Origin of the sequence: Microcoleus sp. S13C4 (assembly GCF_036700865.1) — a bacterium.
Lineage (GTDB): Bacteria > Cyanobacteriota > Cyanobacteriia > Cyanobacteriales > Microcoleaceae > Microcoleus.
Window position 1 is genome coordinate 1 of record NZ_JAUBPS010000027.1, and the last position, 13246, is coordinate 13246.

Annotated in this window: 13 protein-coding genes and 1 riboswitch; of the genes, 3 read left to right on the forward strand and 10 right to left on the reverse strand. The window is 45.6% G+C overall.

Annotated features, from left to right (window positions below; translation table 11 throughout):
- Window positions 1–148: 148 nt before the first annotated feature.
- From QT996_RS13560 to QT996_RS13575, 4 genes are all read right to left on the reverse strand, one after another.
- Window positions 149–1207: a DUF2207 domain-containing protein gene (locus QT996_RS13560; protein WP_333047087.1), complete on the reverse strand. Its 1059-nt coding sequence runs from the start codon at window positions 1205–1207 to the stop codon at window positions 149–151.
- A 317-nt stretch (window positions 1208–1524) separates the two neighbouring features.
- Entirely contained in the window at window positions 1525–2328 is an 804-nt protein-coding gene (gene cbiQ, locus QT996_RS13565; RefSeq protein ID WP_333047088.1) for a cobalt ECF transporter T component CbiQ, read from the reverse strand.
- Window positions 2325–2657: an energy-coupling factor ABC transporter substrate-binding protein gene (locus tag QT996_RS13570; protein ID WP_333047089.1), complete on the reverse strand. Its 333-nt coding sequence runs from the start codon at window positions 2655–2657 to the stop codon at window positions 2325–2327. The genes cbiQ and QT996_RS13570 overlap by 4 nt, the downstream gene beginning before the upstream one ends.
- Before the next feature lie 3 nt (window positions 2658–2660).
- Window positions 2661–3380, reverse strand: coding sequence for an energy-coupling factor ABC transporter permease (locus tag QT996_RS13575; RefSeq protein ID WP_333047166.1), 720 nt, complete (start codon window positions 3378–3380; stop codon window positions 2661–2663).
- A gap of 61 nt (window positions 3381–3441) precedes the next feature.
- A riboswitch (cobalamin riboswitch) is annotated at window positions 3442–3588 on the reverse strand.
- Window positions 3589–3821: 233 nt separating this feature from the next.
- Between QT996_RS13575 and QT996_RS13580 the strand changes: the two genes are divergently transcribed.
- Together QT996_RS13580 and QT996_RS13585 are read left to right on the forward strand one after the other, a co-directional pair.
- Complete coding sequence (locus QT996_RS13580) at window positions 3822–4583, forward strand: Uma2 family endonuclease (RefSeq protein ID WP_333047090.1); 762 nt, start codon at window positions 3822–3824, stop codon at window positions 4581–4583.
- Between the two features lie 248 nt (window positions 4584–4831).
- Window positions 4832–6406: an FAD-dependent oxidoreductase gene (locus tag QT996_RS13585; protein ID WP_333047091.1), complete on the forward strand. Its 1575-nt coding sequence runs from the start codon at window positions 4832–4834 to the stop codon at window positions 6404–6406.
- Window positions 6407–6688: 282 nt separating this feature from the next.
- Here the strand turns inward: QT996_RS13585 and QT996_RS13590 are convergent, their stop codons facing one another.
- From QT996_RS13590 to QT996_RS13600, 3 genes are read right to left on the reverse strand one after another with little or no spacing between them, the layout of a single operon-like run.
- Window positions 6689–7048: a DUF2834 domain-containing protein gene (locus QT996_RS13590; RefSeq protein ID WP_333047092.1), complete on the reverse strand. Its 360-nt coding sequence runs from the start codon at window positions 7046–7048 to the stop codon at window positions 6689–6691.
- Between the two features lie 30 nt (window positions 7049–7078).
- Window positions 7079–9211, reverse strand: a complete 2133-nt coding sequence (locus QT996_RS13595; protein WP_333047093.1) for a pentapeptide repeat-containing protein — start codon at window positions 9209–9211, stop codon at window positions 7079–7081.
- Between the two features lie 15 nt (window positions 9212–9226).
- Window positions 9227–9553 (reverse strand): hypothetical protein, encoded by a 327-nt coding sequence (locus tag QT996_RS13600; RefSeq protein ID WP_333047095.1) that lies wholly within the window; start codon window positions 9551–9553, stop codon window positions 9227–9229.
- Window positions 9554–9650: 97 nt separating this feature from the next.
- Here QT996_RS13600 and QT996_RS13605 point away from each other — a divergent pair, with 97 nt between their 5' ends.
- Window positions 9651–10100 (forward strand): hypothetical protein, encoded by a 450-nt coding sequence (locus QT996_RS13605; RefSeq protein ID WP_333047096.1) that lies wholly within the window; start codon window positions 9651–9653, stop codon window positions 10098–10100.
- A 102-nt stretch (window positions 10101–10202) separates the two neighbouring features.
- On the opposite strand, the gene QT996_RS13610 is transcribed toward QT996_RS13605, so the two are convergent.
- From QT996_RS13610 to QT996_RS13620, 3 genes are all read right to left on the reverse strand, one after another.
- The gene (locus QT996_RS13610) at window positions 10203–10850 is read right to left on the reverse strand and encodes a Uma2 family endonuclease (protein WP_333047098.1); all 648 of its coding nucleotides are present in this window, start codon (window positions 10848–10850) and stop codon (window positions 10203–10205) included.
- Between the two features lie 17 nt (window positions 10851–10867).
- Window positions 10868–11479, reverse strand: coding sequence for a Uma2 family endonuclease (locus QT996_RS13615; RefSeq protein WP_333047100.1), 612 nt, complete (start codon window positions 11477–11479; stop codon window positions 10868–10870).
- 301 nt (window positions 11480–11780) lie between these two features.
- Complete coding sequence (locus QT996_RS13620; protein ID WP_333047101.1) at window positions 11781–13226, reverse strand: FAD-binding domain-containing protein; 1446 nt, start codon at window positions 13224–13226, stop codon at window positions 11781–11783.
- Window positions 13227–13246 lie beyond the last annotated feature (20 nt).

Here is a 13246-nt window from a genome sequence, read left to right on the forward strand (position 1 = left end):
ATCGCTGGCATTTATAATTATGAACTTTCTTTAAAGACTAAATTAGAGATCGCCTGAGACTTTCGCAAGAGGTCTAATACTTCGTTACAACCCACAGATTCAGTAAAAACCCGGTTTCTTTAATTGTGATGCGTAAGTCGCGTTGATATTAACCACCGCCACCGCCACCGCCACCACCACCGCCACCGCCGCCACCACCGCCACCGCCACCGCCACCACCACCGCCACCGCCATCACTGTCATTGCTCAAGATTCCCATTACTACTTCATACTTGTGATGGTAAGAGCAGTTTCGACATTTGCAGGTAACTTCCTTGTTTCCTGCACTGGTATATGTAGGCTTCAACAAAACTTTATAAGTCCGTTTGAGTTTGAGTGTTTGGCACTCAGGGCAGCTTCGATTCTTGATGTCCTCCTCAATAAAGCTGCGGATGCAGAAGATAGTTGCTACAATGCCGGGAAACACCACAAAGATTAGTACCCCAAAACTGCCGTCGTGGTCTTCCCCTTCCGAAGAAGATTGAGATTGATTGCCAGTTTGTTGCCAGCGAGGTTGAGGTACATTGAGAATTTGCTGGGGAAATGCGATTTGTACTTCTAATTCTTGTTCCGGTAACACAGGCTGACTTGCCACAAATTCAAATGTTTTAGCATCTACTTTGTGAGGGATGGCTGGCGTACCAAAATTCGTAAACGAGAGAACTTTACCTGACAAAGGTTCTGGTAATTTTACTCTAACTTTTGCGGCATTGATCGGAGCTTTGCGACCTGATGAAATGGCTTTCCAATAAACTTGAGTATCCTGACCATCTAGCTGCAATCCACCTACTACGCGATATTTGATCACAAAAGTATGTGATTCTGGCGCTTTTAATTGATGTTGCCAACGAATCCAAAGTTGATTGTTTTCAATCCCGGTGGTACTGGCGATTTTTTGATTATTTTCGGCAACTGTCACATCTTTGATTTCATCGACTTTGCCTAAAGGAATATAGCGATATCGTTCGGTGTTGTAGTCGCCAGTAAATACATATTTTTGCGTTTCGGTGACTAACATATCTCCGTTCGTCTGAACGTCGATTAGGACGTTGATATTCTCCCAGTAGAAAGGTAGTTGTTGGGCGGCTACATGAGTGACTGTGACCATAAATATGGTCAATAAGGTGGTGAATAAATAAAGTATTTTTTTGAGTTGCCGTGGATTCATAATATAATTCCTACTGAACAGCTATTGATAACTATTATTCAATAGGTTTCTGGTGAGGTCAACTCATATAATTCATTGATTTAGTTCATAAAAGTCATATTTATAAGATGAAGCTTGGGAGAGTGGGCTTTTTTGGGACGGGCTAGAAGCCCATCCCACATTTTTTTTTGATTGCTAAGGTGGTGTTAATCGGATTTTTATAATCCTGTCTTTTGAAACTATTGTGGGGTGGTCTTGGAGCAGCGACCCAAAGTTTAATTTTTACAATCCTGTTTATTGAAACTATTGTGGGGTGGGCTTCTAGCCCGCCCCAAGGTTTAATTAGGTTGAAATACAATACTTAACAGGGTTAAAACCGTGCAGCCAAACACAGCTTCAAATGTATATCTTCGCGAAGGCTTGTAAGGATAAGAATTCCAAACGCGCAGTTCTCCATTAAAGCCGCGAGACGCTAAACTCAGCGAGACTTGACGGTAGTTTTCTAAAGTTCGCTGCAGCAATTGCCCGATTAAAATGCCTAAACTACGCATTCCCAGTTTCCAAGTGCGATAGCCGCAGCGCGAGTTTTGTGCTATCCAAAGTTCATCGGCGATCGCCAATAAGCTAAAAATAAACCGATACATTAGTAATAGCAGTTCTGTGACTAACTCTGGACAGCGTAATTGTCTGAGAATCTGCAAGATTTCGGTAAATGGCACCGTCAAGAGGATGAAATACATACAGCTTGTCGATGCGAAGGCACGGGCAAATAGCAAGCTCACTTGGTATATTCCTGTGCGACTTAGATACAGATAAAAAGTGCCGATGCTAATGCCCCAACCTTGCCAAATATCCCACTGAATCGCGGGGATACGATCGCCCGCAACCGCACCCAGCGCCAAAGCAGGCAAACTTGTCAGCAAAAACATCAACGGTAGCGACAGCAACCGCAAATACAGTTTCCCCGGAATACCCGCATAGACGACGATCCAGACGGCCAACCAAAGGCCGATCGACAATTGGACGATCGCCCCAGAAACTAGAGACAGAATTAAAAGGGCGATCGCAAATGATAACTTGTGAGCTGGCGGCAACCCGCGCAAGCGATTGCTATAAGCCAGACTATCAATCTGATGGTTCATTCCGACGATTTATTATCAGACTGCTGCCGAGATTGCGATCGGCCTTTATACAACCCAATGACGTACCCAACTACGCCAGCCCCCATCGCCGCTTGAGACGCAAACAATAGACTGGCAATTTCTCCGCTAGCCGGCTCAAACAAATGATTAAACCAAGGTTTATAACCCGGTTGAATTTCGGTAATTGCTTTCTTAGCTTGGTCATCGGAACCCCCGTATTTACCGCGCACAAAAACGAGAGGAAACGCTGCCAGAACAATCACAGCGCCAGCCAACAGCCAATTTTGCCGCGAAGTAGATTGGTGATTTTTTGTAGGTTTTTGATTCACGGCTTATGACTCCTGTCTCAATAATTTCAAAGTTTCCAACTCCGGCTTCCCGTAAGAATGCAGCCAATTCCAAACCAATAGAGTTAGCAATCCCTCACTGATGGCCAGCGGTACTTGAGTGATAGCAAAGATGCCAGCAAACTTGAGAAACGAAGCCATAAAACCGCCACTTGCTGCCGGAAAAGCTAATGCTAATTGAATCGAAGTCGTTACATAAGTCAGTAAATCTGCCAAAGCCGCCGCACAAAAAATTGCCGCCCGCTGGCTACCAGTTCGCAACAGCAATTGATAGATAAAATACGCAGCGAAAGGGCCGACAATCGCCATCGAAAACATATTTGCTCCCAGCGTAGTCAAGCCACCGTGCGCTAACAGTAACGTTTGAAACAACAAAACTAAAGCCCCCAGTACAGCCATCACCGAAGGGCCGAACAAAATTGCACCCAAACCAGTACCCGTCGGGTGAGAACAACTGCCCGTTACCGAGGGAATTTTTAAAGCAGAAAGCACAAAAGTAAACGCACCCGCCAAAGCAAGCAATAATTTAAGTTCCGGGTGTTCTTTTGTAATGCGAGTAATCGATCGCAAACCTACTGCAAAAAAAGGCAACGCCACCATCCACCAAAATGCAGCCCATTGCACCGGCAAAAAACCTTCCGAAATGTGCATAGCTGCGGCAGGCGTTGCCGAACCCAAGACAATATAACAACTCAAGCCAGCCATCAATCCCAAGCTGACCAATTTCCGATTTCTGGTCTTCACACTGAACCTCGCAGATGAGACTATGTAAACTAACACATCGGCGGGCATCCTGACTCAGAAAGCGACAATACTCTCATTACAGTTGCGGGACAGCGCCGGACTTGCACCGAACTTTCCCCGTTTCCTCTAACGGCTGCTCCCCATTAGAACCGACTGGTTAGACATAGTTTAGTCGATCGCGTAAGTCTCAGCAAATCTTTTACAAAAATTCATTTAGATTAACTCAGTCGAGATTACCTATCTTCTTCGTTCTATTTTTTCTCTTCCTTCGCGTCCTTCGCGCCTTCGCGGGTGGTTAAATAAATATTCTTTTAGTATTTACAAAGTAGTTTGTAGCCAGATAAACAAGTATCGCAAAACAAGTAAAGGCTATAATCTTAGTGAGTTTTGAGGAAAGTCGCCATGTTAGATTACAAATTTCCGAGGCACTGGCCCTCAGCCGATGAACTACCCGACTCTGATGAAACGCCTGTGGATAACGAACTGCAAGAACTAATACCAGGGTTGTTAAAAGCAATATTGCTCATACTTTGGGCAGAACGCATGGACTGGTTTTTTGGCATAGATATGGGTATCTACTATCACCCCGACAAACCTGCCATTGTGCCAGATGCTTTCTTGAGTTTAGGTGTAGAAAGGTTTTATGATGAAGAATTGCGCCCCAGTTACGTGCTGTGGGATGAAAATGTTCTGCCGACTTTTGTGCTGGAAGTAGTTTCCCCAACTTATCGCAAAGAATACACCACAAAGTTAGAGGAATATCAAGCTTTAGGCGTACTTTATTACGTCATTTATTCTTCTCGCCGCCGTCGTAAACCTCATTTGGAAATACACAAGTTAGTCAATGGGAAGTATGAGTTACAGTCAGGAAATCCAGTTTGGATGCCAGAGATTAGTTTGGGGATTGGTTGTGAAAGGGGAAGTTATTCTGGGGTGACAAGGGAGTGGTTGTATTGGTATGATGCCGATGGAAAACGTTATCTGACTCCTGAAGAACAGGTGAAAGAATCAGCCCAGCGCGCCCAACAGGAATCGCAACGCGCCCAACAGGAATCGCAGCGCGCCCAACAGGAATCGCAGCGCGCCGATCGACTGGCTGAACGTTCCGATCGACTGGCTCAGCGATTGCGGGAGTTGGGGATAGATCCTGATAATCTGAGTTGATGGCAATCAAGAGTACCAGACTGACCGACTCTAGATGCTCAGAAACCGGGTTTTTCAACAGAGATCGATCGTCCTCAACGAAAGATTTTCTGGAAAAAACCCGGTTTCTGCATCCAAGAATGTGTGAATATTTATCGCAAAAATCAGGAAAGATCGAGCTAGATTTGGGAAAAACAGAGAGTTGGACGGCAAACATTGAGATTCAGCTCGAAAAGATGAAAATTAGGAGAGGGTATTAAATAATGGTCATGGATGTGCGTTCTTACGATGTCATCTGTTTTGGTGATGAAGTTCCTGGAGTTCTAGCTGTTATCTCTGCTTCCAGAGAATATCTTCGCCGAACAAAGCGTTATCCGCGAATTCTACTGATGTCGAAAGCAAGCTTGCAAGAAGGAATTGGCGGGCATTTGGTAAGAGGGGGTCTTGCTTATTTAGATAGAAGTCAGATTAGTGAAGAACTTCAACAATCTTTAAAGTTAGATATCTTTGGTTCACCCGCGACAATCTATAAAGAATTCTTACAAAAATCCGGTGTCACCGCAATTGCACTTGACCCCCGCAAAGCCAGTGCAGCGCTGAAAGAAATGCTGGTACAAGCTGGGGCCGATCTCCTCAGCAAAGTAGAAATTCAATCAGTCACTAAAGCCGGTCAAAAAATTGCCAGTATAACCACCTCTAAAGGCGTAGTTTATGCCGGTAAGCAATTTATTGATGCCACTGTCAATGCCGAATTAGCTCAAGCTGCTGGTGTGAGAAAGCTGAAGGGATTTGAAACATTTGGTCTGCCTAACTCAGAACTTCCAGTCACCCTCGTTTTTGAAACCCAAGGACTCAGTGCAAGAACACTGAAAGAATTCGATTATCTGTATCTAAAACGGTTCACAAACCTGGCAGATTCAGAGAGTCAAAAATTTTTGCTGTACGCTGCAGACAAGGATGCCCAACTAGCAGAAGAACTTCGGCGAGAAATGATCGACACCCAAGGCAATGTCAAAACTCTGTGGGCGGGCAACGATTACATCGATGTACGCTCGCCGGCTTTGTCTGTAGCTTACCACTCTTTTAGAGGAATAAAACTATCTTTTCGTGAAAGCGGCGTAATTTTAGACGAGGGAAATATAGCCATACTTCCAAATGATAGACTTTCCTGGAATGCGCTTTTATTTGCAGTCACCAGCAGCGAAGCGGAAGCCTTAGCGAGAAGCGGCAGCAAACCCACGGCTAATATGCAAAGAGAGATGTTATTTGTTACAACTTGGCTGAGGAGTTTGGGCGCTACTTCTGTTACTTATGCCTCAGAAATTTATATCAGACACGCTGGCAATGTGACGGGAGTTGTAGAACCTTTAACCGGCGCACAAATGCTGTTAGGTGGCGTACCTGCTAATGAGGCGCTGGCAACATTTAGCTATCATTTTGATGTACGCGGAGGCATCCCAGGTATTGGCGAGAAAGCAAACAGTCTAGGATGGTTTAAAAGTCTGAGTTTTAAACACCCTATCTTTAATGTTGGCATCCGCCACGCATTAATTAAAAACGTTCCTAACCTGGCAGTGGTCAGTCCGTGTTCTGGATTTCAAGGGTTTGCTTGTTCTGTCGGCAGAATTGTGGAATTCAACGCCGCAGTTGGTCAAGGTGTGGGTATCGCTGCGGTTAATGCAATTCTAAATAACAAAAATCTAGCCGATGTATCTAACCGAGAAGTGAGACAAGTTCTCGCTGAAACAGGTCAGTTACCTAAAATTTTTGGAACTCCAAATAATGGTGATGCAATGCTATTGGCGCAATTCGAGACTCTTGCCAGTTCGGATGCTATTGCGTAATATCAATTTCAATAAACAATGCAATACTAGGTTTGGCCCGGGGAACGAAACTCAACACAACACTTTTTAGCAAGAAATGAGTAAAAATGCTATTAATATTATGTCCCCTCAAACGACAACAATCACGTTGGTTTGTAATGACGAATTTAATCCTGATAAAATTCTGAGGACTTCCGTCGTCACTACAAACATATAACGGTGATTTTACCGGAAATTATATAATACCTCGATCGCCTGCACCGAATTATTGTGCTGCGTGGCACTAACCGGTTAAAAAACTATTCAACTTGAGACTTCGCTTGATTTTTCCAGCTTGGTTTCCCGCACAAACAAGAAAAGTGGGAAAGCACATGAAAACGAAACAAGCACACCCAGAAGTATGTACAGCCCTACAAAACTTATATCCAATCGTTTTGACTCAGCGTACATCCAAGTGCTGCCTGCTACAGTTGCGATAAACAAATCTAAACTTACCGATTTCGCCGCAAGATTAGTCGAACTCTCGTTTACAAAGTCGAGCAAGCCAGCATTGCTAAAAAACTGCAAGTTATAGTACCAAGGCAGCACAAGGCCCAGAATTGCTAGGATGAGGTAAATGATTCGCTTAACGCTCATAATTACCCTACCTGTTGGTTGATCCACTGTATTAGCCTACTCGCTAACAACCAATCCTTACTTCTTCTGCGGGCACTTCGGATGAATCCCCCCCTGCAAACAAATGTAAGCAATTTGACTTTTATCTAAATTCTTAGCCTCCGTAAAATCAACTCCTAGGAATCGACCCGATTTACTCCCCGTCGGACTTTGAATAAATTGATCCGGAGCTGTTTTCCCCAGAAACACAGCGCCTTTAAAATTCGCGCCCGCTAAATTCGCGCCCCTAAAATCAACGGAACTCACCTCCGCATTCCGAAAATTCGCATCTTGCAACCGAGCATCTTTTAAATTCACGTTGGCGAGTTTAGTTGAACTCAAGTCGGCATTTTGTAAGTTAGCGCCGCTCAAATCAGCACCGGACAAATCAGCACCTTGCCATTCAGATTTAGACAAATTTGTCAAGGACAACTGAGCGCCTTGAGCCTTCACTTTGGCCAAACGGGCACCTGACAAATCCGCTCCCGACAAATTAGCGCTTCCGATATCTGCACCAGTAAAACTTGCATTTTTTAACTGTGCTTCCTGCAAATTGGCGCCGATTAAAATAGCACTGCTGAAATTAGCTGAGTTCAAATTGCCGTTTGACAAATTAGCTTTGTTCATGACAGCGCGCACAAAAGTAGTGCGGTTCATTACAGCACTGTTCAAAAACGCCCCGGTCAAATTTACTCCTTCCAAATTAGCGCCGCTCAAGTCAGAAATCCAATCGTCAAATGTAGCCGGACGCCTGTCTTCGCCGGTGCCGTAAAAGCGAGATCCCTGCAAGCTGGCATTGGTTAAATTGGCATTTTTCAGCTTAATTCCCGACAAGTCAACTTTGTTTAATACTAAAGTAAACTGAGACGGGCCGGCAGGACTTTGAGCTAAATCGGTGCGGCTGAGATCCGCGCCGTTGAGTTGGCTGCTATACACTGTGAGAATTTTGCCGATCGCCCTTTGTACTGTTCGCTGGCGGGCGGCCGCTAACTCGCGTTCTGGGGCCTTGCCGCCAAAGCGCAGTGAATCGAGGTCGTTGCTGAGGGCTTGGTTCAACCGCTGCAACTCAGGCAAAGCTTTCGGCCCGCTACTGACTAAAGCTTGCTGGATCGCGTCCAGCATGGCGCGGTTGTCTTCTTGAGCGAGCAAATCCGCTAGCAGCGGTACGGCGCGGGAGTCTTCCACGGCCCCCAAAGCCAAAATGGCCGATCGCCTGCCCGATGCCCCGCTAGCCGATGTGGGAGACAATTTGCTCACTAAAGCTACAAATAATTGGTCGTTCCGCTGCCGGGAATCCCGCATATTTGCTTGACTTTGAGTGTATATAAGAGTGCCGACAAACAAAGTTAAAATCAATCCCGCGCTACCGATGGTAACTATCACTAAAGTTGTGCCCGGGTGTTGGCGCATCCAATTCCACAAACTGCGATTTACTTTCAGGCCGCTTTGCGGAGTCACAACCAAAGCCGCAATCTGCGCGTCTTCCTCTGTCCAATCTTGAGTCTGGACAGGATTGTCAGACAGTTGATTCGATCGAGCGTTGACGACCAAAGTATTCGCGAGGCGATCGTGTCCGGATTGCCGTTTGTAACGCCATGCAACAGCGCCGTCTGCGAGCACTGCCAAGCCGCTGAGCCCCCCTAAAATCAGCAAATCAGGAAACGCCCCGCTCAAGCGCCAAATGCCGTAAGCGAGGCCCAGAGGCACTCCCCAGCGCCCCAAACTTTCGCGAATTAGCACTTGCCCAAAACCCGGAGGAGTGCCCGACGCTGTGACAACTTTGACCCCAAACCAGCGTTTGGGGGTAGTTTGACCGGTTCTGGCGAGCAAAAACAGTTGCCAGCCCGCTAAAACTGCCGGTGCCAGCAACGCCCCTGACCAGAAGAGATTAGTTAGGGGTGCGACTCTGGGGCTGCGATCGCGCACCGGTATGCCCAAAGTACGGGCGACGGTTTCGGATGCTGCTGCTACTGAGGAATTGAGCGGCACGGTTTGAGATTCCTTGTTCACCAATGCCCCGATACTGAAGGGAACGAGGGCGCTGGCGGCAATTAACGAAATTTCCACGGCCCAAGCGCCGCACCTGCGAACCAGCAGTGGCATTTGCTTGGATTGTGTTGGCCAAGACGGATCGGGTTGATTGATGCCGCTGGGCGCGGTGGGGTTAGCCATATTTAGAAATTCCTATTATTTGTCGTTAGTATTTGAGGACTGCGGAGAAATTGCCAATTTATACGCTATGTAGATTAGCACTCCGAGAACGGCAAGAGTCATCAGCGCTGAAATTAGCTGTACGACGCTATTGAAGACTGTCAGGACAATTATCGCTCCGACGGCAAAGGCTGCCACCTGCCCCGGTTTAGGGAGTCTTTGAAACTTGTCCAGTAATTGATTGTATAAGGTTCCGACGGCTTGATAGCTGTCTGAATTTTGTGTGATGAGTGGCGATCGTTCTACTTTAGCTTTTAGTTCTCCGATCGCTTGCTGCCAATTGAAGTTATTTTGAGGATTCATAAAAAAATTCAGTAGTTATTTTAGATTAATGTGTTTGGAACCGCCATTATCCCCTACCGTCAAAGAACTAGAACCAAATGCCATTGTGTGAGGAAACATGAAGATCCATTATCCGGGCGATCGCGGCAAACTGTGGTTTAGCCTGATCGTGACCGTAGCCTTGGCAATGATTTTAGCGGATGCCGGTGCCCTTCGGAGCCAACCGCTACAAATTGCTCCGGGATTTCCCGAACCGCTGGGAGTTTCTGGAGTTTCCGGCGGCCCGAACAATAGCGGCGACTGCGGTTTTGTGTCCCAAGCACCAAACCACGTCATCGAAGTAACGCAGGATTTGCCTTACTGGCGGATTGCAGTACAAACCGCTGGAGCTCCGAGTTTGATGATTCAGGGGCCGAGGGGGCGTTTCTGCGTGCTGCCGGCGAATGCTGCTGCGGGGAATGTAGAATTTTCCGGTTATGGGGACAAGGGGACTTATGTTATTTTTGTGGGCGATCGATCTCAAGGTCAACACCCTTACTCTCTCTCTATTTCCCAAAAGCGAAATTAACAAGACAAGGGGATTAGGACGCTTGCTGTGAGAAAATGGCTTTTTTGCGATCGTCAAGAAGCCTGCTTTTTAACAGCCCGTGCGTTAACTAGGGATTTCCTATCAATTTTGTATTTGGTCTTTAACCCACTTCCGAAACAATCTGAGAGTTTGACTCGTGCCCGCTGTTTGGCTTTGTTCGCAATATTGAGAAATAGCTTCAATAATTGGCAGGTTGGGAAAAATCGGACTAATTTCCGATGCAACATATTTCCCATCTTGAAGCACATTAATCTGAAGCTTCTTATTTTCATAGCGCCAGATTTCAGGCACTCCCAGCGCCTCGTAAGCATCGAGTTGAGTTTTGGAAGTTAGATCAACTTCAATTGCTAAGTCAGGCGGCGGATCGATGGTTAAGTCTATCCGCTTTTTACCAATCATTAAAGCATAATTCTGAATGTAAAAGCAGTTGTCAGGTTCAATTCCTTGTAACATACTTTTTCGCTTAAAAGTCGTCGAACCAAAACATTCTCGATCAATTTCCAGTTCTTCGAGTAATATTTTCACCATATCGCCAATGATTTCCTTATTGAATTCATGTTCTGGTAGTGGCATCCTAATCTCCAAAGTTCCTTGACTGTAAGCTATTCTAGAGCCACGGTGTTCTCCCAACTCTTCTAAAATTGCTTCAAATTCCTGCCAGTTGACATCATGGAACAGCACTCTATGTCCTGGGGGTACACTGATTTGTCTTAATTGCAGAGTTACCATTTCAACCTCCGATTTGTTTAAGTTATAGAGCTAAAAACCTGCTCAACAGTCAGATTAATTTCCCCGAAGGCAGACGAAATAATCGTATCGCCCTCTCGGAACTGGCTAACCTGGTACTCCCCATCAACCAACTGGTAAATCGAGACAGTAGGTTGTTTGGGATTGCCGATGAAGCGCCGGCCACCCAAAGCAGCATAGTCAACAACCCAGTATTCCGGGATACCCAATCTTTCATACTCAGCCACTTTTACCAAGTAATCATCTTGCCAGTTAGTGCTAACCACTTCGACAACAAGCTTGACAGAGCTACCTTGAGAAATAACTGATGATTTTTTCCAGAGTGGCTCTGAAATTAAGGCTGTTTTGTCTAAGACTATGAGATCAGGCTGGTAGCCCGTGGTCGTTTCGGGAGGTCTGACAAAATAAGTTGACGGTGTTACATAAGGAAGATTTAAACGGTCAATTTCTACGTTAATTTTTCGGATGAGAAAACCTGTAACTTCCTCATGCTCGCCATTTGGGTTCATCTCAACTATTACTCCATTGCGTAGCTCGAAACGTCCTTTTCCATCTGGATACCATTCTAAAAATTCTTCCAATGTTATCGATTTGATTATGGTTTGAATCATAAAAAATTCTCCGTTTATATAACCATTAATAGTTTTTAGTGAGTACGACCGCTCTCAAATAGAGTGAGGATAGGACTAAAGTCCTTACTACAAACAACTTTTTTAAGGGTAATTAATAGAACATGATATCACATATTAATTACGTAGGTAACAGGACTGAGGCACAGCCTCAATATATATGTTTTGTAGGGGCAAACCCCCCGTGGTTGCCCCCATACCTGGGATGATTGCGTAAGTCCTATATCATAATGTCCGCTAGAACCCCGACTTATGGAACAAGTCGGGGTTCTGGGTGTGATGTTTAAATTTTTTGCTGCTTGTAAAGTTCCTTAAACTTGCGCTGCTGCTGGTTGTGATCTACGATCGGATCGGGATAAGGAAGAAGTCGGCGTTCTAAAGGCGAAATATTTCCTGTTAACAAAAGTTTAGTATCAACGCGGCGCAATTCGGGAACCCAGTGCCGAATATATTCCCCTTCCGGGTCAAATTTTTGAGCTTGACTGGCGGGATTGAATATCCGCAAAGGTTTCGGATCCATGCCGCTAGATGCACTCCACTGCCAGCCGCCATTATTAGCAGAAAGGTCGGCGTCTATCAATTTTTGCATAAAGTATTTTTCCCCCCACTGCCAGTTAATAATTAAATCTTTGGTGAGGAAGCTGGCGACTATCATGCGGCAGCGATTGTGCATCCAACCTGTCTGATTTAACTGCCGCATTGCTGCATCGATAATAGGATAGCCAGTTTTGCCTCTACACCAAGCTTGAAAGAGTTTTTCATCGTTCTCCCACGGAAAGTCTTTGAATGCTTGACGATAGGGGCCGTCTGCTAATTCTGGGAAGTTATACATGGCGTGTTGGTAAAATTCCCGCCACGCTATTTCCTGTTGCCAAGTACGGATGTTTGTGCACGCTTCTTCGCTGTGGCAAGTGTCCATTACTATCTGAGTAGCTTGCCAAACAGTGCGGATGCCTATTGCACCAAACTTGAGGGCGGCGCTGAGTTGGGATGTGCCGCTAACTGCGGGGAAATTGCGCTGTTCTTGATATTGGTAAATTGCCCGATCGCAAAATTCTTCCAACTTTTCTCGCGCTGCATCTTCTCCCGGTTCTATTACTAAGGGATTTTCCCAAATAAATCCCAAACTAGAGGCAGTGGGCAGTGTTTCAATTGCACCTGCTTGGTTAGCGAGTTCTTGTTCTTCTGCCGTTAATCCGGTCATTAATTCCAGATAAGTTATCGGCAGTGTCTCTACGGGTTGGGCTTTGGGTTTACTGTTCCATTTTTTCCAAAAAGGTGTATAAACTGTGTAGGGTTGTCCTGTACCGCTGCGAATTTCGTCTGGGGCGTGGAGGACTTGATCCCAGAAATTTTGGACTTGAATTCCTGCTTGTTGGAGGGCGTTTGATACGGAGAGATCGCGCTGTTTTGCGTAGGGTTCTACATCCCAGTTCCAAAATACTGCTTGAGCATTTATCGCTGTTGCTAATTTCGGTATTCCGAGAATCGGGTCATCTTGAATTATCAGTAATTGACTGCCTGCTTCGCTGTAACGCTGCTGAAGTTTTTGCAAGCAGCCGATCATGTAGGTGACTCGGGCTGGCGCTACGTCATCGCGATTTAGGATATTGCGATCGAGACAAAAAATTCCGACTACTTTAGGGCTTTGCTGGCGCGCTGTGGCCAGTCCGATATTGTCAGAAATACGCAAGTCGCGGCGGTGCCAAAATAAAATTAGATCGGACATTCGATTTTAGATTTTAGATT

Excerpts from the sequence above, each read along its gene's own strand:
- QT996_RS13620 (WP_333047101.1), bottom strand. The coding sequence starts at position 13,226 with ATGTCCGATCTAATTTTATTTTGGCACCGCCGCGACTTGCGTATTTCT.
- QT996_RS13585 (WP_333047091.1), top strand. The coding sequence starts at position 4,832 with ATGGATGTGCGTTCTTACGATGTCATCTGTTTTGGTGATGAAGTTCCT.
- QT996_RS13610 (WP_333047098.1), bottom strand. The coding sequence starts at position 10,850 with ATGGTAACTCTGCAATTAAGACAAATCAGTGTACCCCCAGGACATAGA.
- QT996_RS13580 (WP_333047090.1), top strand. The coding sequence starts at position 3,822 with ATGTTAGATTACAAATTTCCGAGGCACTGGCCCTCAGCCGATGAACTA.
- QT996_RS13560 (WP_333047087.1), bottom strand. The coding sequence starts at position 1,207 with ATGAATCCACGGCAACTCAAAAAAATACTTTATTTATTCACCACCTTA.
- QT996_RS13600 (WP_333047095.1), bottom strand. The coding sequence starts at position 9,553 with ATGAATCCTCAAAATAACTTCAATTGGCAGCAAGCGATCGGAGAACTA.
- QT996_RS13605 (WP_333047096.1), top strand. The coding sequence starts at position 9,651 with ATGAAGATCCATTATCCGGGCGATCGCGGCAAACTGTGGTTTAGCCTG.
- cbiQ (WP_333047088.1), bottom strand. The coding sequence starts at position 2,328 with ATGAACCATCAGATTGATAGTCTGGCTTATAGCAATCGCTTGCGCGGG.
- QT996_RS13615 (WP_333047100.1), bottom strand. The coding sequence starts at position 11,479 with ATGATTCAAACCATAATCAAATCGATAACATTGGAAGAATTTTTAGAA.
- QT996_RS13575 (WP_333047166.1), bottom strand. The coding sequence starts at position 3,380 with ATGGCTGGCTTGAGTTGTTATATTGTCTTGGGTTCGGCAACGCCTGCC.
- QT996_RS13595 (WP_333047093.1), bottom strand. The coding sequence starts at position 9,211 with ATGGCTAACCCCACCGCGCCCAGCGGCATCAATCAACCCGATCCGTCT.